Here is a 24,100-nt window from a genome sequence, read left to right on the forward strand (position 1 = left end):
ATGGCCTACTGGCTTTTCAAATCCGAACCGTTCAAGTTCTCCTGGGAAATGCTCAAGGCGAAGGGCGAGGCCGGGGAAGAATGGGACGGGGTGCGCAATTATCAGGCCCGCAACAATATGCGGGCCATGGAAATCGGCGACAAGGGCTTCTTCTACCACTCAAACGAGGGGCTGGAAGTCGTCGGCATCTGTGAAGTCTGCGCGCTTGCCCATCACGATAGCACCACCGACGACCCGCGCTGGGAATGCGTCGATATCCGCGCGGTGGCCGACATGCCGAAGCCGGTGACGCTGAAGGATGTGAAGGCCAATCCGAAGCTTGCCGAGATGGCGCTGGTGACCTCGATGCGCCTTTCGGTGCAGCCGGTGAAGGAAGACGAATGGTTGGAGGTCTGCCGCATGGGCGGGCTTGAGGAGCCGCCGCGGTGAGCCTAGCGTCGTTGCCGCCTTCATATTTTCTCGGGAGTGATTGCCATGAACGGGCATGAGTATTCCTTCTGGATGGGCGCCCACTGGGGGCTCTGGCAGCTTGCCATTGCCGCGCTCATTTGGTGGCTCATTTTCGGCTGGCCGGTGGCGCGCATTCTGCGCCGGATGGGGTTTTCCGGTTTTTGGGTGCTGCTCTGCTTTGTGCCGCTCGGAAATATCGTCGGGTTGTGGGTTCTGGCGACGACGCGCTGGCCCGGCTCCGAAAAAGGATGAAGCGATGCCGCCGTCGGAACAAGGTGGCCCGAGGAACGAATATGGTTCCGGCTTCCTGCGATGAAAGAACGTGAAGAATTCATCCTCGAAAACACCGATATCCTGACGCCGCCGCACGTGCCGGAAATCCGGCTTCGACTCGCAAGCGAGGTGCACGACCTCTGGATGAAGACAGAGGCGGAGCTTGAGGAAATCGGCCTGCCGCCGCCCTTCTGGGCCTTTGCCTGGGCGGGCGGGCAGGGGTTGGCGCGCTATGTGCTGGATCATCCCGACTGCGTCGCCGGAAAGCGGATCGTGGATTTTGCGTCAGGCTCGGGACTTGTCGCGATCGCGGCGGCGAAGGCGGGCGCCACCTCGGTGCTGGCGGCCGACATCGACCACTGGTCGGGCGCCGCCGTTTGCCTCAATGCAGGGCTGAACGACGTAGAGGTTCCCTATCACGGCGACAATCTTATGGGCGAAGCGCTTGATTGCGACGTACTTCTGGCCGGCGATGTCTTTTACGACGCCGACTGGGCGGCGGAGCTGATACCGTGGTTCGAGGCGCTTGCCAAAGAAGGCGTCACCGTGCTGGTCGGCGACCCCGGGCGCGCCTATTGCCCGGTTTCGCGTTTGGAGAGGCTGGCGCAATATCAGGTGCCGGTCACGCGGGTTCTGGAGGACAGCGAAGTGAAGAAGACGACGGTCTGGCGGTTCCGCTGATCGCAATGCGCGACCTGTTTCGGCTTAAAAGATGACTTTTTTACTCATGTTAAGCCATTGAAATGTAACGAATCAAGTGGACTCGTCCGATGAGGCGTGCGACTTTCCGCCCGCACGGTCGATGGAGGGCGGGCGCTTTGTCGATTCCCTGTTTCGTCAAACCGATTAAATCGGGCAGGCGAACGTGAATCGGCTTGTCGCGATGCCTTGTCATGGGTAAACCACCGTGGAACAACGGCATTGTCCGCCGCTCCGGCGACGGCTGCCCGCATCATGCTATGCGCCTTTTGAACACCCGCGAGGTTTTGATGGCCACACCGACCAGCAACCGGCCCCTGTCGCCGCATCTTCAAGTCTACAAGTTCATCCCGACCATGGCGATGTCGATCATCCATCGCATCACCGGCGTGGCCTTGTATTTCGGCACCGTTCTTCTGGCCGCCTGGCTGGTGTCCGCTGCCATGGGCAAAGAGGCTTTCGATTGCGTGAGCTGGTTCCTCGGCTCCTGGCTCGGGCTTCTCATCATGTTTGGCTACACCTGGGCGCTGGTGCATCACCTGCTCGGCGGGCTTCGCCATTTCGTCTGGGATTTCGGCCACGGGCTCGGCAAGGAATTCACCACCAAGATGGCGATCGCGCTCCCCTTCGTCTCCGTCGGCATCACCGTGGTGCTCTGGATCATCGGCCTGATTGCCTGGTAGGAGGAAACATAGAATGGATATGCGCACACCGCTGAAAAAGGTTCGCGGCCTCGGCTCCTCCAAGGAGGGGACCCACCATTTCTGGATGCAGCGCATGACGGCTGTTGCCCTCGTGCCGCTCTTCATCTTCTTCATCCTGTTCGTCATCGCCCATCTGGGCGCGTCCTACGAGACCGTCATCGGCGCGCTCGCCAATCCCTTCGTCGCCGTGCTGATGGGGATGATGGTGATCGCCGGACTGATCCACATGCGCATCGGCATGCAGGAGGTCATCGACGACTATGTTCACAATGAGCTCTTGAAGCTCTCCGCCTTGTTGGCGAACACGTTTTTCACAGTCCTGGTGGGCGGCTTCTGTCTCTTCGCCCTCCTGAAGATCGCATTTGTGGGGTAACGAGCAGATGGCAACTTCCTCTCCCGAAAAGAACGGCAAAGCCTACGAGTATGTCGACCATGCCTATGACGTGGTCGTCGTCGGCGCCGGCGGCGCGGGTCTGCGCGCCACGCTCGGCATGGCCGAACAGGGCTTCAAGACCGCCTGCATCACCAAGGTCTTTCCCACCCGTTCGCACACGGTTGCCGCCCAGGGCGGCATTGCCGCCTCGCTGCAGAACATGACGCCCGACAGCTGGCAGTGGCACCTCTACGACACGGTCAAGGGCTCCGACTGGCTCGGCGATGTCGACGCCATGCAGTACATGGTCATGGAGGCGCCGAAGGCGGTCTATGAGCTTGAGCATTACGGCGTGCCGTTTTCCCGTAACGAAGAGGGCAAGATCTACCAGCGCCCCTTCGGCGGCCACATGCAGAATTTCGGCGACGGCCCGCCTGTGCAGCGCACCTGTGCTGCGGCCGACCGTACCGGTCACGCCATCCTGCACACGCTTTACGGACAGTCGCTCAGGAACAATGCCGAGTTCTTCATTGAGTTTTTCGCGCTTGACCTGATCATGAGCGATGATGGCGTCTGCACCGGCGTTGTTGCCTGGAACCTCGATGACGGCACGATCCATCGCTTCTCCGCCAAGATGGTGGTGCTGGCGACCGGCGGTTACGGCCGCACCTATTTCTCAGCAACGTCTGCCCACACCTGCACAGGCGACGGCGCGGGCATGATTGCGCGCGCGGGCCTGCCGCTGCAGGACATGGAATTCGTGCAGTTCCACCCGACCGGCATTTACGGCGCAGGCTGCCTGATTACCGAAGGCGCGCGCGGCGAGGGCGGGTACCTCACCAACTCCGAGGGCGAGCGCTTCATGGAGCGCTATGCGCCGTCGGCCAAGGACCTTGCCTCGCGCGACGTGGTGTCCCGCTGCATGACCATGGAAATCCGTGAAGGCCGCGGTGTCGGCAAGAACAAGGACCATATCTTCCTGCACCTTGACCATCTCGACCCGGCGATCCTGGCGGAACGTCTTCCGGGTATTTCGGAAAGCGCGCGCATCTTTGCGGGCGTCGACGTCACTCGCGAACCGATCCCGGTTCTGCCGACGGTGCACTACAATATGGGCGGTATCCCGACCAATTACTGGGGCGAGGTGCTGAATGCCGACAGCGAGAACCCGGAACGCGTCGCGCCCGGCCTGATGGCCGTCGGCGAAGCGGGCTGCGCCTCGGTGCACGGCGCCAACCGTCTCGGCTCCAACTCGCTGATCGACCTCGTGGTCTTCGGCCGCGCCGCCGCGATCCGCGCCGGCCAGGTGATCGACCGCGAAAGCCCGATCCCTGCTCTGAACACCGCTGCCTGCGATAAGATCATGGAACGCTTCGACCGCATCCGCCATGCCGACGGCTCCAAGCCGACGGCGGTGCTGCGCGACAAGATGCAGCGCGCCATGCAGGAAGATGCTGCCGTTTTCCGCACCCAGGAAACGCTCGAACAGGGTTGCCAGCGGATTTCGGCAATCTGGGGCGAACTGCCGGACGTCAAGGTCACCGATCGTTCGATGATCTGGAACTCGGACCTTGTCGAAACGCTTGAGCTCCATAACCTCATGGCCTGCGCCATCACCACGGTCTACGGCGCGGAAGCGCGCAAGGAAAGCCGCGGCGCCCATGCCCGCGAGGACTATGCCGACGGCCCCTTCGCCGGTCGTGACGACGAGAACTGGCGCAAGCACACGCTCTCCTGGGTCAGCGAGACCGGCGAAGTGAAGCTCGATTATCGCCCGGTTCACCAGGACCTGATCGCAGACGGCATCGACATCAAGAAGATCGCGCCCAAGGCCCGTGTCTACTGATCGAGAGGAAATAGGAAATGGTTGAATTCACGCTTCCCAAGAACTCGAAGATCAAGACGGGCAAGACCTGGCCGAAGCCGGAGGGCGCTGCCAATCTGCGCGAGTTCAAGATCTATCGCTGGAATCCGGATACCGGCGAGAACCCGTCGGTCGATACCTATTTCATCGATCTCGACGATTGCGGGCCGATGGTCCTTGATGCGCTGCTCTACATCAAGAACAATATCGACCCGACGCTGACGCTGCGCCGCTCCTGTCGCGAGGGCATCTGCGGCTCCTGCGCGATGAATATCGACGGCACCAATACGCTCGCCTGCACCAAGGGCATGGACGAGATCAAGGGCGCGGTGAAGATCTATCCGCTGCCGCACATGCCGGTGGTGAAGGACCTCGTGCCGGATCTCAACAATTTCTACGCCCAGCACCGCTCTATCGAGCCCTGGCTGCAGACCGTCTCCCCGCCGCCGGCGAAGGAATGGAAACAGAGCCATGAGGACCGCGTCAAGCTCGACGGTCTTTACGAGTGCATTCTCTGCGCCTGCTGCTCGACCTCCTGCCCGTCCTACTGGTGGAACGGCGATCGCTATCTCGGCCCGGCCGTGCTGCTGCAGGCCTATCGCTGGCTGATCGACAGCCGTGACGAGGCAACTGGCGAGCGGCTCGACAATCTGGAGGACCCCTTCCGGCTCTATCGCTGCCACACGATCATGAACTGCACCCAGGCCTGTCCGAAGGGCCTGAACCCCGCGAAAGCCATCGCCGGCATCAAGAAAATGCTGGTCGAGCGGGCGGTTTGAGCCTGTTGGAACGGGACAAGCGGCCGGTCTTTTCGGGTCGGCCTCTTGCAGGGCCATGAAAACGCACGATATGATTGCTGGCATTGACGAGTGGCCGAGCATGAGCGGGAGTTTCGGATAAATGGTTCAAAAGGTTCTGATCGCAACGGCGATTGCCTCGGTCCTGGCGCTGAGCGCCTGTCAGCGGACCAGCTATAATTATTCCCAGCCGGTGGCGCCCCAGCCGCAGCCTCTCACGCCGGCGCCGGCGGGCCAGGTGCAGAGCAGCAATCTGCCGCCGCCCGGCGGCGCGCAACAGGGCACCTATAATTCGGGGACGATGCCGGTCGATACAGCAACCGCTGGCAATAGCGGCCAGTTTCCCGCAGCGCCCGGCGCGCCCACGGGTTCGGGCGGCATGGGCAATGTCGCAGCGCCCGCAGGCGCAATGGCCCTCTCCAACGCCGGACTCGTCGGCAGCTGGAAGGCCAATGAGGGCGGCGTCCAGTGCGACATGTTCCTGACTCTGACCAATCTCGGCGAGGGCCTGCGCGGCGGCACGCGCGGCTGCACGGGCGGGCTTTCGACGATGAAATCCTGGGGCATCAACGGCGATCAGCTGGTGCTGAATGATGCCAATGGCTACGCAATCGCCCGGCTCTACAAGACCGGTGAGAGTCGCCTCGAAGGCACGAGCAGCTCCGGCCAGCAGGTCGTCCTGAGCCGCTAGGTCCGGCAATATGACAAGGGCTCGCTCAGGCGGGCCCTTTTTTGTTGGGCATTTGTCAGATAGAGCCGTATCAGGCTTCTTCGCCGCGCTGCCCGCGGCATGTTCATCCTTGTTCCGGAATTTTTCATGGCCGTAACCACGACCGTCACCAAACGCCTTGAGACAATGACCGAAAAGGGCCAGCTCAAGGCCGACCCCGCGCAGCTGGCCGTCGCCGGTGAGCTTGACCGTGTTCTGAAAGGGCTTTCGGCCGTCAGGCCGGCGGAAAAAGGCGGGCGGCTGATCTCGCGCCTTTTCGGCCTGTCGCGCCAGAAGGGCGGCCCGCTTGTGGAGGGGCTCTACATTTACGGCAGCGTCGGGCGCGGCAAGACGATGCTGATGGACATGTTCTTTAAGGCGGCCCCGATTGCCGACAAGCGGCGCGCTCATTTCCACGCCTTCATGGCCGATGTGCAGGAGCGCATCAACGCGCACCGGCGCAGGTTGAAGGCGGGCGAGGTGAAGCAGGCCGATCCGATTGGACCCGTCGCCGAACAGATCATCGGCGAAAACCGGCTTCTCTGCTTCGATGAATTCACCGTCACCGATATTGCCGATGCGATGATCCTTTCGCGGCTCTTCTCCGCCCTGTTCGAGCGCGGCTGCATTCTCGTGGCGACCTCGAATGTCGCGCCCGATGATCTCTACAAGGACGGCCTCAATCGGGGGCTTTTCCTGCCATTCATCAAGGTGCTGAAGGAAAATGTCACGGTAACGACACTCGATTCGGATACCGATTACCGCATGGAGAAATTCGAGGGGCGTCCGGTCTATCTCACCCCGCTTGATGATGAGGCCCGGCGGAAGATGGACGAGACCTGGAAAGTGGCGACGCGCGGGGCAGAGACCGGGCCGGAAGAGATCGCGCTGCGCGGGCGCGTGCTGCATGTGCCAAACGCAGGCGGCGCCTTTGCGCGCTTTACCTTCGACGACCTGTGCCGGAAGCCGCTGGGCGCCGCCGACTATATGGCGATCACCGACCGCTTCTCGACCGTCTTCATTGATGACGTGCCGAAGCTTTCCGCCGATCAGCGCAATGAAATCAAACGCTTCATCATTCTGGTCGATACGCTTTACGACCGGACGATCCGCACGGTGATCTCCGCGGAAGCCATGCCGGAGGAACTTCTGGTTGATCGCAAGGGACGGGAAGGGTTCGAATTCGAGCGCACGGCCTCGCGACTTTTCGAAATGCGCAGCACGGATTATCTCGCAGCGCACAAGGAAAAATGGGCGAAATAGGGGCGACGTTTTTCATTTATTTTACGTTAACGTCAAATAAAACATATATAACCGATTGAAAATATTGGCCTCGTAAAAACCGGTTGAAAAATGCCCCGTTTGCCGATATCCCAACCCCGTCATGGGCACGGTTTTGACCATCGTCCAGAAATGAGTTTTCAGAGGATACATTCATGGCGCGCAATAAAATCGCATTGATCGGTTCGGGCATGATCGGGGGAACGCTCGCGCATCTGGCGGGGCTGAAGGAACTGGGCGACGTCGTTCTGTTCGATATCGCCGACGGGCTGCCGCAGGGCAAGGCGCTCGATATCGCGGAATCCTCGCCGGTTGACGGTTTTGACGCGAAGCTTTCCGGCGCTTCCGACTATTCGGCAATCGAAGGCGCCGATGTCTGCATCGTCACGGCCGGCGTGCCGCGCAAGCCGGGCATGAGCCGCGATGATCTCCTCGGCATCAATCTGAAGGTCATGGAAGCCGTCGGTGCGGGCATCAAGCAGTATGCGCCCAACGCCTTCGTCATCTGCATCACCAACCCACTGGACGCCATGGTCTGGGCGCTGCAGAAGTTCTCCGGCCTTCCGGCCGAAAAGGTCGTCGGCATGGCCGGCGTGCTGGACTCGGCCCGTTTCCGCTACTTCCTCGCCGAAGAGTTCAACGTCTCCGTTGAAGACGTCACCGCCTTCGTTCTCGGCGGTCACGGCGACACCATGGTGCCGGTCGCGCAGTATTCGACCGTTGCCGGCATCCCGCTGCCCGATCTGGTCAAGATGGGCTGGACCACCCAGGAAAAGCTCGACGCGATCATCACCCGCACGCGCGGCGGCGGCGGCGAGATCGTTGCCCTTCTGAAGAACGGCTCGGCCTATTACGCACCTGCCGCTTCCGCCATCGCCATGGCCGAAAGCTACCTCAAGGACAAGAAGCGCGTCATGCCGGCTGCTGCCCACCTGACCGGTCAGTACGGCGTTGACGGCATGTATGTCGGCGTTCCGATCGTCATCGGCGAAGGCGGCGTCGAGCGCATCGTCGAAATCGAGCTTACGGGCGAAGACAAGACCGGCTTCGACAAGTCGGTGGACGCCGTCAAGGGGCTCTGCGACGCCTGCAAGGAAATCGCACCCGCTCTGAAATAAGCCGCTTTCTTCAAAAAGGACGGATATCCGCATGAATATTCATGAATACCAGGCCAAGGCTCTCTTGAAGGGCTATGGCGCGCCGGTCGCCGATGGCGTTGCCATCCTGAGCGCCGATGAGGTCGAGGCCGCTATCGGCAAGCTTCCCGGTCCGCTTTACGTGGTCAAGAGCCAGATCCACGCCGGCGGCCGCGGCAAGGGCAAGTTCAAGGAACTGCCGGCCGATGCCAAGGGCGGCGTTCGCCTCGCCAAGTCCGCCGACGAGGTCAAGGCCTTTGTCAACGAGATGCTCGGCAACACGCTGGTGACCAAGCAGACCGGTCCTGCCGGAAAGCAGGTCAACCGCCTCTATATCGAGGACGGCGCCGATATTGACCGCGAGCTTTACTGCTCGCTGCTCGTCGACCGCACGGTCGGCCAGGTGGCCTTTGTGGTTTCCACCGAGGGCGGCATGGACATCGAGACGGTGGCCGAGGAAACCCCGGACAAGATCGTCACCGTCGCGATCGATCCCGACACCGGCGTGACCGCCTCCAATGTCAAGACGCTTTGCGAAGCGTTGCAGCTTGAGGGCGACGCCGCCAAGGACGCCGAACGTCTGTTCCCGATCCTCTACAAGGCCTTTGTCGAAAAGGACATGAGCCTTCTGGAGATCAACCCGCTGATCGTCATGGAAAACGGCCATCTGCGCGTTCTCGACGCCAAGGTCTCCTTCGACGGCAATGCGCTCTTCCGCCACGACGATGTCCGCGCGCTGCGCGACACCACGGAAGAGGACGCCAAGGAAATCGAGGCCTCCAAATATGACCTCGCCTATGTCGCGCTCGACGGCAATATCGGCTGCATGGTCAATGGCGCTGGCCTTGCCATGGCGACGATGGACATCATCAAGCTCTACGGCGCAGAGCCCGCCAACTTCCTCGATGTCGGCGGCGGCGCGTCCAAGGAAAAGGTCACGGCGGCCTTCAAGATCATCACCGCCGATCCGGCCGTGAAGGGCATTCTGGTCAACATCTTCGGCGGCATCATGCGCTGCGACGTCATCGCCGAAGGCGTGATCGCGGCCGTCAAGGAAGTCGGCCTCAAGGTGCCGCTGGTCGTCCGCCTGGAAGGCACCAATGTCGAACTCGGCAAGAAGATCATCGACGAGAGTGGCCTCAACGTCATCTCCGCAGATGATCTAGACGACGCGGCCCAGAAAATCGTTTCGGCCGTTAAGGAGGCCTGAGTACCCATGTCCATTCTGGTCAATAAAGACACCAAGGTTCTGGTTCAGGGCCTCACCGGCAAGACCGGCACCTTCCACACCGAGCAGGCGCTTGCCTATTACGGCACCCGGATGGTCGGCGGTATTCACCCCAAGAAGGGCGGAACCGAATGGTCGTCGGGCGTTGATGGCACAAATCTGCCGATCTTTGCCTCGGTTGCCGAGGGCAAGGAAAAGACCGGCGCCGATGCGTCCGTGATCTACGTGCCGCCGGCAGGCGCGGGCGCTGCGATCCTGGAAGCGATCGAAGCCGAAATTCCGCTGATCGTCTGCATTACGGAAGGCATTCCGGTCGCCGACATGGTCAAGGTCAAGGCGAAGCTCGACAAGTCGAAGTCGCGCCTGATCGGCCCGAACTGCCCCGGCGTTCTGACGCCGGAAGAATGCAAGATCGGCATCATGCCGGGCTCGATCTTCAAGAAGGGTTCGGTCGGCGTGCTGTCGCGCTCCGGCACGCTCACCTATGAGGCCGTGTTCCAGACCACCAATGAAGGCCTCGGCCAGACCACGGCCGTCGGTATCGGCGGCGACCCGGTCAAGGGCACCGAGTTCATCGACATGCTGGAAATGTTCCTGGCGGACGATGCGACCGAATCCATCATCATGATCGGCGAAATCGGCGGTTCGGCCGAGGAAGAAGCCGCTCAGTTCCTGAAGGACGAGGCCAAGAAGGGGCGAAGCAAGCCGATGGTCGGCTTCATTGCCGGTCGTACCGCTCCTCCCGGCCGCACCATGGGCCACGCCGGCGCTGTTATCTCCGGCGGCAAGGGCGGCGCCGAAGACAAGATCGAGGCGATGGAATCGGCCGGCATCAAGGTGTCGCCGTCCCCGGCGCGTCTCGGCAAGACGCTGGTTGAAGTCCTGAAGGGCTGATCCACCTTAGAACAGATGCGTGACGGCCTTTTTTGAAACGGCCGTCACGAATTTACCGTTTTTGTGGCCATTTGACGGTCGTCACAATCGGTGTTTCATCGGATGGTCCGGCCAAGTGCCGGTTTCGTCGTTTCAAGCGGGAGGCGGATTGCGATCCGCGCGGTGCATATGTCAAGGCAAGAAGCCAACGAACAATTTCTTCTGACCTCGTTCCTCGATGGCGCCAACGCCACCTATATCGAGCATCTGTACGCGGCCTATGAAGACGATCCGAATTCGGTTTCGGAAGAGTGGCGCGACTTCTTCAAGGCGCTTGGCGACGATCCGGATGCCGTTCGCAAGGCGGCCGAAGGCGCGTCCTGGAAAAAGGACAACTGGCCGGTCAAGCCCAATGACGACCTGACGGCGGCGCTTGACGGCAACTGGGCCGATGTCGAGCAGGTGGTCGAGAAGAAGCTGCGCGGCAAGGCTGCCGCAGAAGGTGCTGCCGTTTCCAACGAGGACGTGCTGCGCTCCACACGCGATTCCGTGCGCGCGCTGATGATGATCCGCGCTTTCCGCATGCGCGGCCATCTGCATGCCAAGCTCGACCCGCTCGGCCTCGCCGGCATGGCGGATGACGATTACAACGAGCTGTCGCCGAAGGCCTATGGCTTCACCGAGGCCGATTACGACCGCCGCATTTTCCTCGACAATGTTCTGGGCCTGGAATACGCCACCATCCCGGAAATGGTCGACATCCTGACGCGCACCTATTGCACCACGCTCGGCGTCGAGTTCATGCATATTTCCAATCCGGAGGAAAAATCCTGGATCCAGGAGCGCATCGAGGGACCGGAAAAGAGCATCACCTTCACCGAGAACGGCAAGAAGGCGATCCTGCAGAAGCTGATCGAGGCGGAAGGCTTCGAGAAATTTCTCGATACCAAATACAAGGGCACGAAGCGTTTCGGCCTCGATGGCGCGGAATCGCTGATCCCGGCGCTGGAGCAGATCATCAAGCGCGGCGGCTCGCTGGGCCTGAAGGAGATCGTTCTCGGCATGCCGCATCGCGGCCGCCTCAACGTGCTCTCCCAGGTGATGGCCAAGACCCATCGCGCCATCTTCCACGAATTCAAGGGCGGCTCCTTCAAGCCCGATGATGTGGAAGGGTCCGGCGATGTGAAATATCACCTCGGCGCCTCTTCCGACCGCGAGTTCGACGGCAACAATGTTCACCTGTCGCTGACGGCGAACCCCTCCCATCTTGAGATCGTCGACCCGGTCGTCATGGGCAAGGCCCGCGCCAAGCAGGATATCATCGCCACCCGCCGCGAGGGCGAGATCGTGCCGCTGTCGGAGCGCGCCAAGGTCATGCCGCTTCTGCTGCACGGCGATGCCGCCTTTGCCGGCCAGGGCGTTGTTGCCGAAATTCTCGGCCTTTCCGGCCTGCGCGGCCATCGCGTTGCCGGCACGGTGCATTTCATCGTCAACAACCAGATCGGCTTCACCACCAATCCGGCCTTCTCGCGCTCCTCGCCCTATCCGTCGGATGTGGCGAAGATGATCGAGGCGCCGATCTTCCACGTGAACGGCGACGATCCGGAAGCCGTGGTCTATGCGGCCAAGGTTGCGACCGAATTCCGCATGAAGTTCCACAAGCCCGTCGTCATCGACATGTTCTGCTACCGCCGCTTCGGCCACAATGAGGGCGATGAGCCCGCATTCACGCAGCCGAAGATGTACAAGGTCATCCGCGGGCATGAGACGGTCACCAAGCTCTATGCCGACCGGCTGATCAAGGAAGGGCTGATTACAAAGGACGAGTTCGAAGGCATGCTCGCCGACTGGAAGAGCTTCCTCGAGCAGGAATTCGAGGCCGGCTCCTCCTACAAGCCGAACAAGGCCGACTGGCTGGACGGCGAATGGTCGGGCCTGCGCGCCGCCGACAATGCCGACGAGCTGCGCCGCGGCAAGACGTCCATGCCGATGAAGACGCTGAAGGAGATCGGCAAGAAGCTGACAGAGGTTCCGGAGGGCTTCAACGTCCACCGCACAGTGCAGCGTTTCCTCGACAACCGCGCCAAGATGATCGAGACCGGCGAGGGGATAGACTGGGCCATGGCCGAGGCTCTGGCTTTCGGTTCGCTCTGCTACGAGGGTTTCAAGGTTCGTCTGTCCGGCCAGGATTGCGAGCGGGGCACCTTCTCGCAGCGCCATTCGGTGCTCTATGATCAGGAGACCGAGGAGCGCTATCTGCCGTTGCAGAACATCCGCTCCGGCCAGGGGCGCTACGAGGTGGTCAACTCGATGCTCTCCGAAGAGGCTGTGCTCGGCTTCGAGTACGGCTATTCGCTGGCCCGGCCCAACGCGCTGACGCTGTGGGAAGCCCAGTTCGGCGACTTTGCCAACGGCGCGCAGGTGATCTTCGACCAGTTCATCTCCTCGGGCGAGCGCAAATGGCTCAGGATGTCCGGTCTCGTCTGCCTTCTGCCGCACGGTTACGAGGGGCAGGGGCCGGAACACTCATCTGCCCGTCTCGAGCGCTGGCTGCAGATGTGCGCGGAAGACAACATGCAGGTCGCCAACTGCACCACGCCGGCGAACTATTTCCATATCCTGCGTCGTCAGCTGAAACGCGACTTCCGCAAGCCGCTGATCCTGATGACGCCGAAGTCGCTGCTGCGCCACAAGCGCGCCCAGTCGACGCTTTCGGAAATGGCCGGCGAGACCGCTTTCCATCGTCTCCTGTGGGACGACGCGGTCGAGCAGGACACGCCGATCAAACTGGTCAAGGATTCCAAGATCCGCCGAGTGGTGCTGTGCTCGGGCAAGGTCTATTACGACCTGTTCGAGGAACGCGAGAAGCGCGGGATCGACGATATCTACCTGCTGCGCGTCGAGCAGCTCTATCCATTCCCGGCCAAGGCGCTGATCAACATGCTTTCGCGTTTCAAGAACGCGGAGATGGTCTGGTGCCAGGAAGAGCCGAAGAACATGGGCGCATGGTCGTTCATCGAGCCCTATCTGGAATGGGTGCTGACCCATATCGACGCCAAGCACAGCCGTGTTCGCTATGCCGGACGCGCGGCCGCCGCCTCGACGGCGACGGGCCTGATGTCGCGCCACCAGGCGCAGCTTGCGGCCTTCCTCGACGACGCGCTCGGCGAGTAACACGAATGAGCGCGCGCCGGGCCTTCAAAGCCCGGCACGCGAACGACCGCTTCAAGGCGATCCGGACACCACACTTATCAATATCGGGACTTTTGACATGGCCACTGAAATCCGCGTTCCCACTTTGGGTGAATCCGTTACCGAAGCAACGGTCGGCACCTGGTACAAGAAGGTCGGCGACGCCATCGCCGCCGATGAGCCGATTGTCGAACTGGAAACCGACAAGGTGACCATCGAGGTTCCGGCGCCAGCTTCCGGCACGCTTTCCGAGATCGTCGCCGGCGAGGGTGAAACCGTCGAGCTCGACGCGCTGCTCGGCCAGATCGCCGAAGGCGATGCGCCGGCTGCGGGCGGCGGCGAAAAGGAAGAACCGAAGGCCGAAACGCCGAAGGAAGAGCCCAAGAAGGAAGAAGCCAAGGCTGAAGACAAGCCGAAGTCCGGCGGTTCCGACATGCCGGCAGCACCGTCCGCGGCCAAGATGATGGAAGAAAAGAACATCTCCGCCGATCAGGTGGAAGGTTCCGGCAAGCGCGGCCAGGTGCTGAAGGGCGACGTCATCGCCGCAGCCGCCAAGGGAACGTCTTCGCCCTCCTCGGAACCGGCCAAGGCCCCGCAGCGCGCGCCCTCCAAGGTCGAGGATGCCGACCGCGAGGAACGCGTCAAGATGACGCGCCTGCGCCAGACCATCGCCAAGCGCCTGAAGGATGCGCAGAACACCGCGGCCATGCTGACCACCTATAACGAGGTGGACATGACGGCCGTGATGGAAATGCGCTCCAAATACAAGGACCTGTTCCTGAAGAAGCACGACGTCAAGCTCGGCTTCATGGGCTTCTTCACCAAGGCTGTCTGTCACGCCCTGAAGGAAATCCCGGCGGTCAACGCCGAGATCGACGGCACCGACATCATCTACAAGAACTTCTGCCACATCGGCATGGCCGTCGGCACGGACAAGGGTCTGGTGGTTCCGGTCGTACGCGATGCCGACCGGATGTCGATCGCCGAGATCGAGGCCGAGATCGCGCGTCTTGCCAAGGCGGCCCGCAGCGGCCAGCTCTCCATGGCGGACATGCAGGGCGGCACCTTCACGATCACCAATGGCGGCGTCTACGGTTCGCTGATGTCTTCGCCGATCCTGAATGCGCCGCAGTCGGGTATTCTCGGCATGCACAAGATCCAGGAACGGCCGATGGCGATCGGCGGCCAGGTCGTCATCCGCCCGATGATGTATCTGGCGCTCTCCTATGACCACCGCATGGTCGACGGTCAGGAAGCGGTGACCTTCCTCGTCCGCGTGAAGGAAACGCTGGAAGATCCCGAACGCCTCGTTCTCGATCTCTGATCTCAATCCCGGGGGGGCCGGAACATGAGCATCGAATTCCTGATTACGGCGCTGATTGTTGTTCTGGCTCCCGGCACGGGCGTGGTCTACACGCTCGCCACCGGTCTGGCGCAGGGCAGGATGGCAAGCGTCGCCGCCGCCTTCGGCTGCACGCTTGGCATCATTCCGGCAATCCTCGCCTCCGTGTTCGGGCTTGCCGCGCTGTTTCACACCAGCGCACTGCTGTTCCAGACGGTGAAGTTTGCCGGCGTTGCCTATCTTCTCTATCTTGCCTGGCAGACGCTCAAGGATCGCGGCACGCTCAGGGTCTCGGGCGAGGGGGCGCCGCGGCGCAGCCTGTTTGCGATCGCGCGCAACGGTTTTCTGATCAACATCCTGAATCCCAAGCTCTCCGTGTTCTTCCTCGCCTTCCTGCCGCAATTCGTCTCGCCCGCCGCTGCCTCGCCGATACTGGAAATGTTGGCGATGTCGGCCGTGTTCATGGCGATGACCTTTGCCGTCTTCGTGGTCTACGGCCAGTTCTCCGGGCTGATGCGCGACCGGGTGCTTTCGAGCGAACGGGCCATGGCATGGATGCGGCGCAGCGTGGCGCTGGCCTTTGCCGGTTTCGGCGTTAAACTCGCGCTCACCAGGCAATAGAAACCGGGACGCCTTTCATGGATCATCAATATCTGATCGAGCTCGCGTCGCTGATGGCGATCTTCTCCTTCGCCATCGTCGCTCCCGGCGCGGATACCGCGATGATCATCCGGCAGGCGCTGGTCCATGGCCGGCGCTCGGCGGTGCTCAGCAGTTTCGGCGTCGGCACCTCGCTGATGTTCCATGTCAGCTACACGATCATGGGGCTGGGGCTGATCATCTCGCAGTCGATCATGGTCTTCAACGTGATCAAATGGGCGGGCGCGGCCTATCTTATCTATCTCGGCATCCAGTCGCTGCGTTCCGGCAAGGCCGATGTTTCGCCCGTAGCCCAAGCCGGCGCAACGGCAAGGCAGGGAGCGGGAAAGGCCTTTTCGCTCGGCTTTCTCGCCAATGCGCTCAATCCGAAGCCGGTCTTGTTCTTCCTGTCGATATTCTCGACCGTGGTCAGCCACGAAACGCCCGCGGCGGTGAAGTTCGGCTATGGTCTCGTCATGGCGACGTGCCTGATCGCATGGTTCGTCGGCGTGTCGCTGTTTTTGACCACGCCGCGCATGCGCTCGGCATTCGAAAAGGCGAGCGTCTGGATCAACCGCGCGAGCGGTGCGGTCTTCATCGCATTCGGCCTGAAGCTGGCAACGGAAAAGGCAGGCTGAGCCAACGACAACAAATCCGGCCATCGGCCGCCAGAAAATATGGTCATGCAGCGCCCATCCTTCGCATCGGCGATGACCTCAATAAAGAGAAGGAAATCTGATGTCCTATGATCTCATCGTAATCGGTTCCGGTCCCGGCGGCTATGTCTGCGCGGTCAAGGCCTCGCAGCTCGGCATGAAGGTCGCCGTTGTCGAGAAGCGCGCCACCTATGGCGGCACCTGCCTCAATATCGGCTGCATTCCCTCAAAGGCGCTGCTGCATGCCTCGGAACAGTATGCGCACGCCGCCCACGGCATGGAGAGCCTCGGCATCAAGCTTGCGGGCGTGGAACTCGACCATGAGAAGCTCATGGGCCACAAGGACGCGGTGGTGAAGTCGAATGTCGAGGGCGTCGCCTTCCTGTTCAAGAAGAACAAGATCGACGGTTATCAGGGCACCGGCAAGATCGTTGCCGCCGGCAAGGTGCAGGTGACGAAGGAAGACGGTTCGACCGAGGAACTTGAAGCCAAGAACATCGTGATTGCCACAGGCTCCGATGTCGCCGGCATTCCGGGCGTCGATGTCGCGATCGATGAGGAAACCATCGTTTCCTCCACCGGCGCGATCGCGCTGAAAAAGGTTCCCGAACATATGGTCGTCGTTGGCGGCGGCGTCATCGGGCTCGAACTCGGATCGGTCTGGTCGCGCCTCGGCGCCAAGGTCACCGTCATCGAATTCCTCGACAAGATTCTCGGAACGATGGACGGCGAAGCCTCCAAGCAGTTCCAGAAGATCCTCGCCAAGCAGGGCATTGATTTCAAGCTTTCGGCCAAGGTCACGGCCGTCGAAAAGGGCGAGAACGGCGCGAAGGTGACGTTCGAGCCGGTCAAGGGTGGCGACGCCGAGACGCTTGAGGCCGACATCGTGCTGATTTCCACCGGCCGCAAGCCCTTCACCGAAGGCCTCGGTCTGGAGGAGGCCGGCGTCAAGCTCGACGATCGCGGCCGTGTCGAGATCGACGGTCATTTCAAGACCAATGTCGACGGAATCTACGCCATCGGCGATGTGGTCAAGGGCCCGATGCTCGCGCACAAGGCCGAGGACGAGGGCGTGGCGCTTGCCGAAATCCTCGCCGGCCAGGCAGGTCACGTGAACTATGACGTGATCCCGAGCGTCGTCTATACGCAGCCGGAAGTCGCCTCGCTCGGCAAGACCGAGGAAGAGCTGAAGAAAGCCGGCGTGGCCTATACTGTCGGCAAGTTCCCGTTCATGGCCAATGGCCGCGCCCGCGCCATGGAAGCGACCGACGGTTTCGTCAAGGTGCTCGCCGACAAGGAGACCGACCGCGTGCTCGGCGTCCATATCGTCGGCTTCGGCGCCGGCGAGATGATCCACGAGGCGGCGGTGCTGATGGAGTTCGGCGGTTCTGCCGAAGACCTCGGCCGCACCTGCCACGCGCATCCGACAATGTCGGAAGCGGTGAAGGAAGCAGCGCTCGCCGCCTTCTTCAAGCCGATCCATATGTAGGGCCGGCGCCGAAGGGCGTTCCTGACTGAAGGTTTGATACGGCCCCGTTCTGCGGGGTCGTTTTTCATGTGTCCGGCGCCGTCATTCGCGTCGTTGATCCAAGACTTCAGTAAAATTCGTTGTTCATGGCGCGCAAAATCCTGTTTTCATGGGCCATGGCTCACAAATCAACCGGATCCATCTTTGCCGCCGGTCCGGCAGCGGGAATCGCGCTGATCACCGCTTCGGTCTTCCTGCTCTCGCTCTCCGATGCGCTGGTCAAGCTGTCCGGCGTGCGTTTCGGTCTTGCGCAACTGATCTTCCTGCGATCCGCATTTGCAGCGATGCTTCTCGCGCTCGGGCTGAAATTGTTCGCGCGCGGCACGCGACTCATTCCCGAACACCTTGGGTGGGTGACGGCCCGCAGCCTCTGCCTCGTTTCCATGTGGTTCTGCTATTACGCATCTCTTCCGCACCTGCCGCTGTCGCTGGCGGCGGCCTGCTACTATACATCGCCGTTGTGGATGGCGCTCCTTGCCCGCTTTCATCTTGGAGAGCCGGTGGGTCTTGTGCGGTGGTGCGCCATTCTGCTTGCGTTTTCCGGCGTGGTCGTCAGCGTCAATCCGTCGGCCGGAGCCGTCTCGCCTTTCCTGCTGCTTCCGCTTCTTGCTGCTTTTTTCTATGCTCTTGCGGCGATCATTACCTGGGACAAGTGTCGTGGCGAAGCGCCTTTCGCCATGGCGCTCAATCTCAATGTCGCGCTTGCCGTATCGGGCGCGGCGGGCATGGCGTGCGTTCTCCTGTTTCCGGCGGGCGATGGTTTCGCGCTAACCGCCTGGCGACCGCTCGGTGTGTCGGACTGGGCGCTGATCGGGCTTCTCGCACTCTTCCTTGTGGCCATAACCACGGGTGTCGCCGGCGCTTACCGCACAGCCCCGGCGCCGGTCGTCGGCCTTTTCGACAACGCCTATCTCGTGTTTGCGGCACTGTGGAGCATTCTTATTTTCGCCGAACGGCCGTCAGGCCTGGAAATTGCCGGACTTGCGATGATCGGCCTCGGCGCGGCGATCGCCGCCCGTCCGCCACGTGTGCGCCAAACTACAACGGATTGACTGTAGAATTAGAAAAATACAATATTTACAGTAATTTAATGAATTTGTGGCGGCGAAAATCCTATCCTGAACACAATCAAGGACTGGAATGGGAGCGAGGAAAGGGATGGTCCTTTCCGGTGAACGAGAACGCTGAAACCTCCCAAGGACAGACCTGATGCAGAAGATTATCGCTCTTTCGCTTGCAACCCTGATCGTCGGCGCAGGCGCGGCCTTCGCCGCCCAGCCGCTCAACCCTTCCTTCTACGGCCCCAAGGTGACGGCCGCCGACAGGGACATCGCCCGCATCGCCGCGCCCGGCGATGTCTTTTCGACCTCGGTGATGGATGAAGGAAACTGGCATGCCGTCAAGACCTACAAGGTCCAGCCTGACGGCACGCCGAAGCTGATCGATTTCAGCTACAACGATCTGAACGATTGAGCACAGCGACGCGGCCCCGCTTTGAAGGCGGGGCCTTCTTCACTCCTCAGGCGCGCGGATGCGCCTTGTCGTAGATCTCCAGAAGTCGACCGGTGTCGACGCCGGTGTAGATCTGCGTCGTCGAGAGGGACGCGTGGCCGAGCAGTTCCTGAATGGTCCTGAGGTCGCCGCCGGCGGCCAGGAGATGGGTCGCGAAGGAGTGCCGCAGCGCATGCGGCGTGGCCTTGTCCGAGAGGCCAAGCGCTCCGCGCAGCGCCTGCATTTCCCGCTGGATGATCGCCGGCTGTAGCGGTTTTCCGCGCAGTCCGCGGAAGAGCGGCTTGTCTGCTTCCAGATGATGCGGGCAGAGTGCGCCATAATGCCGCACGGCCGCAAGCGCTGCCGGCAGGAGCGGCACGATACGGGTCTTTTCGCCCTTGCCGGTGATCCTTAGGCTTGTCGGATTGTCGGCAAAGTCATGCGGCGTCAGCCCCAGCGCTTCTGAGATGCGCAGTCCGCAACCATAGAGAAGGCAGAAGACGGCGGCGTTGCGCGCGGCAATCCAGGGCTCTTCCGCCAACTGGCCCTGCTCCGTTGAAACCGCGAGCGCCTCCTCGGCGCTCAGGGGCTTGGGCAGCGATCTCGGCTGTTTCGGCGCCCGCATGGCGCGCACGCCGGCGGCATTGGCAAGTCCGCGTTTTTCCAGCCAGCGTAGAAATGAACGGATGCCCGCCAGATCGCGGCCAAGCGTGCGCGCGCCGGCGCCCTCGCGACGGCGGAAGGCGAGGTAGGCGCGCACGTCCGCAGGCCTCAGCGAATCAATGTCCGAGAGCCGCACGGGCCGGGCGATATGGCCGCACAGGAAGGCGAGAAACTGCCGCGTGTCGCGCTCGTAGGCCTCGGTCGTCTTGGCCGAAAGCCGGCGCTCGCCGGCAAGCGCTCGCAGCCACTCTTGACGCAAGCCAAGCAATGCATCATCAGCAGGCACCAGTATTTCGCCCATGGGGTCACCGTCTCAGGAACTTCTTGCCGCGGCGCGATTTTACAGTAAATTGGGTTACAAAAACGCTAAGGGTTCGGGGAGGTGTCATTGTCTTTTCACACGGAATTGCGATATACGCTTCTCAGCAAAAGCAGGATGTCTTATGGCGCGTCGTGATTCATCATCCGCACTTGCGCAGTTCGCTGAGGCGGTCGCGCTTGTTTCACAAGGGCAACCGGGACACATCGTCGACACGTTGATCGCCGAACGCGGACAGAAGATCGTCCACAATCCGTTCTGGCCGGTGATGCGTCCGTTTCTCCACCTGCTTCTGGGCTACGGCAAGGCGATCGATTTCGCCAATGACATCGAGTCCATGGATGGCTACCAGGTCTTTGACTACATCTCCAACCGTCTGACCCTCGACATCAACTGCACCGGTCGTGAGCGCATCCCCGAAAAGGGCGGTTTCGTGATGGTTTCCAACCATCCGACCGGCATCGCCGACGGGGTGGCCGTCTTCGACCTTCTGAAAGAGCGCCGCCCGGATATGACGTTCTTCGCCAACCGGGACGCCGTGCGCGTCAATCCGCGCCTGGTCGAGATGATCATCCCGGTCGAATGGCGCGAGGAGTTCAAGAGCAAGCTCAAGGCGCGCGAGACGCTGCAGGTGACCAACAACGCCATCAGAGAAGAAAAGGCGATGGTGCTGTTTCCCTCCGGCCGCATTGCCTATTGGGCCGATGGCAAGCTCAACGAGCGCCCGTGGAAGACCTCGGCGATCGGCTTTGCCCGCAAATATGACCTGCCGATCCTGCCCGTGCATCTGAAGGCGCGCAATTCCGGCCTGTTCTACTGGTTCGCCAAATGGTCGACGGAGCTGCGCGACATGACGGTTTTCCACGAACTTCTGAACAAGAAGGGCGACCGGTTTGACTTCACCGTCGGCAACATGATCATGCCGCATGAGCTGCAGGGCGAGCCTGCCGATGTGACCGCGGCGCTGGAGCATCATACGGTGCATGCGCTTGCCACCGATCCGGATGCGGCCTTCGTCCTGGAAAAGTCCAAGCCCGCTCCGGTCGTCTCGGACGCATCTTGAATTCTCCGCTTCACTTTGAAAGGTGCGGCGGGCAAGCTTGCCAGCCATGACCTCAGATTCGCTCGACCTCTTTGGAAAACGCATGGACCCCGCCGTCGTGCGCAGCGTGCCCGTGATGGTGCCGCTGCCGGTCGCCGGTCCCTATTCCTATGCCGTGCCCGAGGGCATGGCGGTGATGCCCGGTTCCGTCGTCCAGGTGCCGGTCGGCCCGCGCAAGGTGATCGGCATCGTCTGGGACGAGGCGGGCGATGCTGTTGACCCGAAGAAGCTGCGGCCGATCGAGCATGTGTTCGATTGCCCGCCCGTGGCGGAGGAGATGCGTCGTTTCATTTCCTGGGTTGCCGCCTACACGCTGACCCCGCCGGGGCTTGTCGCGCGCATGGCCGTTCGCGCGCCTGCGGCCCTTGAGCCTGAACCGATGGTCGAGGGGCTGACGCTGACGGGTACGGTTCCCGAGCGGATGACGCCGGCGCGAAAGCGCGTTCTCGAACTGGCGCAAGACGGCGCCGGCTGGACGCGGCTCGGGCTTGCGCGCGCTGCCGGCGTCAGCGCCAGCGTCGTCGAGACGATGATGAAGCACGGCGTGTTCGACACCGTCTTCCTGCCGCCGCCGCCGGCCTTTGCCACGCCCGATCCCGATTATGCACGCTCCGCGCTTTCTCCCGACCAGGACGCGGCGGCCGAAGATCTGCGCGCTGCCGTGGCGGCGGACGGTTTCAATGTAACGCTGATCGACGGCGTTACCGGTTCCGGCAAGACGGAGGTCTATTTCGAGGCCGTGGCCGAAACGCTCAGCAGGGGCAAACAGGTGCTGATCCTGCTGCCGGAAATCGCCTTGACGGCGAGCTTCCTCGACCGGTTCGAAGCCCGCTTCGGCACGCGGCCCGGCGAATGGCATTCGGACCTCGCGCCGCGCATGCGCGAAAAGGTCTGGCGGCAGACGGCGGAGGGTTCGATCCGCGTGGTTGCCGGGGCCCGCTCGGCGCTGTTCCTGCCCTTTGAGGAACTCGGCCTGATCGTCGTCGATGAGGAACATGATACGGCCTACAAGCAGGAAGACCGCGTCTTCTACAACGCCCGCGACATGGCGGTGGTGCGGGCGCGCATCGGTGGTTTTCCAGCGGTGCTGGCTTCCGCGACGCCTTCTGTCGAAAGCCAGGTCAACGCGCTTGCCGGGCGCTACCGCCGCATCCATCTGCCCGGCCGCTTTGCCGAGGCGGCGCTGCCGAGCCTGAAGACGGTCGACCTGAGGCGCGATCCGCCGAAACGCGGCGGCTTCCTGTCGCCCTCGCTGCTTTCGGAGATCGACAGAACGGTCGGGCGCGGCGAACAGGCGTTGCTGTTTCTGAACCGGCGCGGCTATGCGCCGCTCACGCTCTGCCGGGTCTGCGGCCATCGCTTCCAGTGCCCGAACTGCTCGAGCTGGCTGGTCGAACACCGGTTTCGCGGGCGGCTGATGTGTCACCATTGCGGCCACGGAGAGCCGGTGCCCGAGGCTTGCCCGGAATGCGGCACGCTCGATCATCTCGTTGCCTGCGGGCCGGGGGTCGAGCGCATCGCCGAGGAAGTCGAGCAGCATTTTCCGGAGAAGCGCACGATCATCCTGTCTTCGGACATGGCCGGCGGGGTCAAGCGCCTGCGGCTGGAACTCGAGGCCGTCGCCAATGGCGAGGCCGATATCATCATCGGCACGCAACTGGTGGCCAAGGGGCATAATTTTCCGCTGATGACGCTTGTCGGCGTGGTCGATGCCGATATCGGCCTTGCCAATGGCGATCCGCGCGCGGCCGAGCGCACCTTCCAGCTTCTTGCGCAGGTGACGGGGCGGGCAGGGCGCACGGGGCTTGCGAGCAAGGGTCTGATCCAGACCTATCAGCCGGCCCACCCCGTGATGCAGGCGATCGTTTCCGGCGATGCCGAGGCGTTTTACGACCGGGAGATCACGGAGCGGGAAAAGAGCGGCCTGCCGCCTTTCGGCCGGCTAGCCGCGGTTATCATCTCCGCAGACAACCGTTCCGATGCCGAGGCGCATGCGCGGGGGTTGAGGGCGGCGGCGCCGGCCGGGCGCTCGATCTCGGTGCTTGGCCCGGCCGAGGCGCCGCTGGCGCTGGTGCGGGGCCGCTACCGTTTTCGCCTGCTCGTGCACGGCAGCCGGGCGGACGACATCCAGACTTTTTTGCGGGAAATGCTCGAAAACGGGCCGCGACAACGCGGCAGCGTCCGCGTGCAGCTTGACATTGACCCGCAGAGCTTTCTCTAGATAGATTGAATTTCAAGAAGCGCGGAGGACCCGCGCCGCGCAAGGCAAGGGAGCGTTCAGATGAGTTTTTACTGGCCGGAGAGTTTCATCGGGCAGATCGCCCTGTTCATGGCCGTTGTCATCCTGATCTGGGGGCTCGTCGTGGCGCTGGCGCCGCTGAAGCTGATGGGGCTTGCAGGATTTTCCGGACTGAAGGAGGAGAGCGGGCAGTCGATCCACATCCGTTCGATGATCGGCGGCACCTATGCCGCCATGTCGCTGATGGCGCTCCTGTTCGACCAGCCGATGATCTATCGCACCTTCGGCCTGGCGCTGATCTTCGGCTTTCTGACCAGGTTGCTGTGGATGGGCACGACCGGGAGCCGGTCGATCAAGGGAGGGATATTCCTCGTCTGCCAGGCGGTGGCCGGCGTGTTCATGCTGCTTTACGGCCTTGGCTGGGCGTAAACGACAAAGGCATTCAAAAGCACTGCGTTTCAGGGTTTTGCGACTTTGTGACGAGAAACGCATGCCAATGCTCCAAACGGGCTTTGCGCGTGTTGCGAGTCGCTTTTACCTGT

General features: G+C 62.0%; 23 protein-coding genes. 22 read left to right on the forward strand and 1 reads right to left on the reverse strand.

The window, feature by feature from the left end; all coding sequences use genetic code 11:
- The 19 genes from AZF01_RS04100 (at position 1) to AZF01_RS04190 (ending at position 19,217) form a co-directional block, all read left to right on the forward strand.
- Entirely contained in the window at positions 1 to 429 is a 429-nt protein-coding gene (locus AZF01_RS04100) for an EVE domain-containing protein (RefSeq protein ID WP_024706563.1), read from the forward strand.
- Between the two features lie 45 nt (positions 430 to 474).
- Positions 475 to 702, forward strand: coding sequence for a hypothetical protein (locus AZF01_RS04105; RefSeq protein ID WP_024706564.1), 228 nt, complete (start codon positions 475 to 477; stop codon positions 700 to 702).
- Positions 703 to 762: 60 nt separating this feature from the next.
- Positions 763 to 1,404 carry a methyltransferase gene (locus tag AZF01_RS04110; RefSeq protein WP_024706565.1) on the forward strand — a complete coding sequence of 214 codons (642 nt, stop codon included), beginning with the start codon at positions 763 to 765 and terminating at the stop codon, positions 1,402 to 1,404.
- A 308-nt stretch (positions 1,405 to 1,712) separates the two neighbouring features.
- The gene (gene sdhC, locus AZF01_RS04115; RefSeq protein ID WP_024706566.1) at positions 1,713 to 2,105 is read left to right on the forward strand and encodes a succinate dehydrogenase, cytochrome b556 subunit; all 393 of its coding nucleotides are present in this window, start codon (positions 1,713 to 1,715) and stop codon (positions 2,103 to 2,105) included.
- 13 nt (positions 2,106 to 2,118) lie between these two features.
- On the forward strand, positions 2,119 to 2,499 hold the full coding sequence (gene sdhD, locus AZF01_RS04120; RefSeq protein WP_024706567.1) for a succinate dehydrogenase, hydrophobic membrane anchor protein: 381 nt from the start codon (positions 2,119 to 2,121) through the stop codon (positions 2,497 to 2,499).
- A 7-nt stretch (positions 2,500 to 2,506) separates the two neighbouring features.
- On the forward strand, positions 2,507 to 4,345 hold the full coding sequence (gene sdhA, locus AZF01_RS04125; RefSeq protein ID WP_024706568.1) for a succinate dehydrogenase flavoprotein subunit: 1,839 nt from the start codon (positions 2,507 to 2,509) through the stop codon (positions 4,343 to 4,345).
- Between the two features lie 17 nt (positions 4,346 to 4,362).
- A complete protein-coding gene (locus tag AZF01_RS04130) occupies positions 4,363 to 5,142 on the forward strand; it encodes a succinate dehydrogenase iron-sulfur subunit (RefSeq protein ID WP_024706569.1) in 780 nt (259 codons plus the stop codon).
- Between the two features lie 121 nt (positions 5,143 to 5,263).
- Positions 5,264 to 5,851: an AprI/Inh family metalloprotease inhibitor gene (locus tag AZF01_RS04135; RefSeq protein ID WP_024706570.1), complete on the forward strand. Its 588-nt coding sequence runs from the start codon at positions 5,264 to 5,266 to the stop codon at positions 5,849 to 5,851.
- 126 nt (positions 5,852 to 5,977) lie between these two features.
- On the forward strand, positions 5,978 to 7,132 hold the full coding sequence (gene zapE, locus AZF01_RS04140; protein ID WP_244435501.1) for a cell division protein ZapE: 1,155 nt from the start codon (positions 5,978 to 5,980) through the stop codon (positions 7,130 to 7,132).
- A gap of 173 nt (positions 7,133 to 7,305) precedes the next feature.
- Complete coding sequence (gene mdh, locus AZF01_RS04145) at positions 7,306 to 8,268, forward strand: malate dehydrogenase (RefSeq protein ID WP_024706572.1); 963 nt, start codon at positions 7,306 to 7,308, stop codon at positions 8,266 to 8,268.
- A gap of 31 nt (positions 8,269 to 8,299) precedes the next feature.
- Complete coding sequence (gene sucC, locus AZF01_RS04150) at positions 8,300 to 9,496, forward strand: ADP-forming succinate--CoA ligase subunit beta (protein WP_024706573.1); 1,197 nt, start codon at positions 8,300 to 8,302, stop codon at positions 9,494 to 9,496.
- A 6-nt stretch (positions 9,497 to 9,502) separates the two neighbouring features.
- The gene (sucD, locus tag AZF01_RS04155; RefSeq protein ID WP_024706574.1) at positions 9,503 to 10,408 is read left to right on the forward strand and encodes a succinate--CoA ligase subunit alpha; all 906 of its coding nucleotides are present in this window, start codon (positions 9,503 to 9,505) and stop codon (positions 10,406 to 10,408) included.
- A gap of 168 nt (positions 10,409 to 10,576) precedes the next feature.
- Complete coding sequence (locus tag AZF01_RS04160; protein WP_024706575.1) at positions 10,577 to 13,561, forward strand: 2-oxoglutarate dehydrogenase E1 component; 2,985 nt, start codon at positions 10,577 to 10,579, stop codon at positions 13,559 to 13,561.
- A gap of 97 nt (positions 13,562 to 13,658) precedes the next feature.
- Entirely contained in the window at positions 13,659 to 14,903 is a 1,245-nt protein-coding gene (gene odhB, locus AZF01_RS04165; RefSeq protein WP_024706576.1) for a 2-oxoglutarate dehydrogenase complex dihydrolipoyllysine-residue succinyltransferase, read from the forward strand.
- A gap of 24 nt (positions 14,904 to 14,927) precedes the next feature.
- Positions 14,928 to 15,542 carry a LysE family translocator gene (locus AZF01_RS04170; RefSeq protein WP_024706577.1) on the forward strand — a complete coding sequence of 205 codons (615 nt, stop codon included), beginning with the start codon at positions 14,928 to 14,930 and terminating at the stop codon, positions 15,540 to 15,542.
- A gap of 17 nt (positions 15,543 to 15,559) precedes the next feature.
- The gene (locus AZF01_RS04175) at positions 15,560 to 16,198 is read left to right on the forward strand and encodes a LysE family transporter (RefSeq protein ID WP_024706578.1); all 639 of its coding nucleotides are present in this window, start codon (positions 15,560 to 15,562) and stop codon (positions 16,196 to 16,198) included.
- Between the two features lie 100 nt (positions 16,199 to 16,298).
- Positions 16,299 to 17,705: a dihydrolipoyl dehydrogenase gene (gene lpdA, locus AZF01_RS04180; RefSeq protein ID WP_024706579.1), complete on the forward strand. Its 1,407-nt coding sequence runs from the start codon at positions 16,299 to 16,301 to the stop codon at positions 17,703 to 17,705.
- 125 nt (positions 17,706 to 17,830) lie between these two features.
- Positions 17,831 to 18,796 (forward strand): DMT family transporter, encoded by a 966-nt coding sequence (locus AZF01_RS04185; RefSeq protein WP_244435502.1) that lies wholly within the window; start codon positions 17,831 to 17,833, stop codon positions 18,794 to 18,796.
- A 157-nt stretch (positions 18,797 to 18,953) separates the two neighbouring features.
- The gene (locus AZF01_RS04190) at positions 18,954 to 19,217 is read left to right on the forward strand and encodes a hypothetical protein (protein ID WP_024706581.1); all 264 of its coding nucleotides are present in this window, start codon (positions 18,954 to 18,956) and stop codon (positions 19,215 to 19,217) included.
- Between the two features lie 46 nt (positions 19,218 to 19,263).
- Here AZF01_RS04190 and AZF01_RS04195 read toward each other — a convergent pair whose 3' ends face one another.
- Positions 19,264 to 20,199 carry a tyrosine recombinase XerC gene (locus AZF01_RS04195; RefSeq protein WP_024706582.1) on the reverse strand — a complete coding sequence of 312 codons (936 nt, stop codon included), beginning with the start codon at positions 20,197 to 20,199 and terminating at the stop codon, positions 19,264 to 19,266.
- A 142-nt stretch (positions 20,200 to 20,341) separates the two neighbouring features.
- Between AZF01_RS04195 and AZF01_RS04200 the strand changes: the two genes are divergently transcribed.
- Genes AZF01_RS04200 through AZF01_RS04210 form a run of 3 tightly spaced genes read left to right on the forward strand, consistent with a single transcriptional unit; the run spans position 20,342 to position 23,987 of the window.
- A complete protein-coding gene (locus AZF01_RS04200) occupies positions 20,342 to 21,280 on the forward strand; it encodes a GNAT family N-acetyltransferase (RefSeq protein WP_024706583.1) in 939 nt (312 codons plus the stop codon).
- A gap of 46 nt (positions 21,281 to 21,326) precedes the next feature.
- On the forward strand, positions 21,327 to 23,540 hold the full coding sequence (locus AZF01_RS04205; RefSeq protein ID WP_024706584.1) for a primosomal protein N': 2,214 nt from the start codon (positions 21,327 to 21,329) through the stop codon (positions 23,538 to 23,540).
- A gap of 60 nt (positions 23,541 to 23,600) precedes the next feature.
- Positions 23,601 to 23,987 carry a hypothetical protein gene (locus tag AZF01_RS04210; RefSeq protein ID WP_024706585.1) on the forward strand — a complete coding sequence of 129 codons (387 nt, stop codon included), beginning with the start codon at positions 23,601 to 23,603 and terminating at the stop codon, positions 23,985 to 23,987.
- The last annotated feature ends 113 nt before the right edge of the window (positions 23,988 to 24,100 follow it).

Source organism: Martelella sp. AD-3, from assembly GCF_001578105.1.
In the GTDB taxonomy this organism is placed as follows: Bacteria; Pseudomonadota; Alphaproteobacteria; order Rhizobiales; family Rhizobiaceae; genus Martelella.

Coding starts and splice junctions, on each gene's coding strand:
- AZF01_RS04105 (WP_024706564.1), top strand. CDS start 475: ATGAACGGGCATGAGTATTCCTTCTGGATGGGCGCCCACTGGGGGCTC.
- sucD (WP_024706574.1), top strand. CDS start 9,503: ATGTCCATTCTGGTCAATAAAGACACCAAGGTTCTGGTTCAGGGCCTC.
- sdhC (WP_024706566.1), top strand. CDS start 1,713: ATGGCCACACCGACCAGCAACCGGCCCCTGTCGCCGCATCTTCAAGTC.
- mdh (WP_024706572.1), top strand. CDS start 7,306: ATGGCGCGCAATAAAATCGCATTGATCGGTTCGGGCATGATCGGGGGA.
- AZF01_RS04195 (WP_024706582.1), bottom strand. CDS start 20,199: ATGGGCGAAATACTGGTGCCTGCTGATGATGCATTGCTTGGCTTGCGT.
- AZF01_RS04190 (WP_024706581.1), top strand. CDS start 18,954: ATGCAGAAGATTATCGCTCTTTCGCTTGCAACCCTGATCGTCGGCGCA.
- AZF01_RS04170 (WP_024706577.1), top strand. CDS start 14,928: ATGAGCATCGAATTCCTGATTACGGCGCTGATTGTTGTTCTGGCTCCC.
- sdhA (WP_024706568.1), top strand. CDS start 2,507: ATGGCAACTTCCTCTCCCGAAAAGAACGGCAAAGCCTACGAGTATGTC.
- AZF01_RS04100 (WP_024706563.1), top strand. CDS start 1: ATGGCCTACTGGCTTTTCAAATCCGAACCGTTCAAGTTCTCCTGGGAA.
- AZF01_RS04205 (WP_024706584.1), top strand. CDS start 21,327: ATGACCTCAGATTCGCTCGACCTCTTTGGAAAACGCATGGACCCCGCC.
- AZF01_RS04110 (WP_024706565.1), top strand. CDS start 763: ATGAAAGAACGTGAAGAATTCATCCTCGAAAACACCGATATCCTGACG.
- AZF01_RS04210 (WP_024706585.1), top strand. CDS start 23,601: ATGAGTTTTTACTGGCCGGAGAGTTTCATCGGGCAGATCGCCCTGTTC.
- AZF01_RS04130 (WP_024706569.1), top strand. CDS start 4,363: ATGGTTGAATTCACGCTTCCCAAGAACTCGAAGATCAAGACGGGCAAG.
- AZF01_RS04160 (WP_024706575.1), top strand. CDS start 10,577: ATGTCAAGGCAAGAAGCCAACGAACAATTTCTTCTGACCTCGTTCCTC.
- sucC (WP_024706573.1), top strand. CDS start 8,300: ATGAATATTCATGAATACCAGGCCAAGGCTCTCTTGAAGGGCTATGGC.
- zapE (WP_244435501.1), top strand. CDS start 5,978: ATGGCCGTAACCACGACCGTCACCAAACGCCTTGAGACAATGACCGAA.
- AZF01_RS04175 (WP_024706578.1), top strand. CDS start 15,560: ATGGATCATCAATATCTGATCGAGCTCGCGTCGCTGATGGCGATCTTC.
- AZF01_RS04135 (WP_024706570.1), top strand. CDS start 5,264: ATGGTTCAAAAGGTTCTGATCGCAACGGCGATTGCCTCGGTCCTGGCG.
- lpdA (WP_024706579.1), top strand. CDS start 16,299: ATGTCCTATGATCTCATCGTAATCGGTTCCGGTCCCGGCGGCTATGTC.
- AZF01_RS04200 (WP_024706583.1), top strand. CDS start 20,342: ATGGCGCGTCGTGATTCATCATCCGCACTTGCGCAGTTCGCTGAGGCG.
- AZF01_RS04185 (WP_244435502.1), top strand. CDS start 17,831: ATGGCGCGCAAAATCCTGTTTTCATGGGCCATGGCTCACAAATCAACC.
- sdhD (WP_024706567.1), top strand. CDS start 2,119: ATGGATATGCGCACACCGCTGAAAAAGGTTCGCGGCCTCGGCTCCTCC.
- odhB (WP_024706576.1), top strand. CDS start 13,659: ATGGCCACTGAAATCCGCGTTCCCACTTTGGGTGAATCCGTTACCGAA.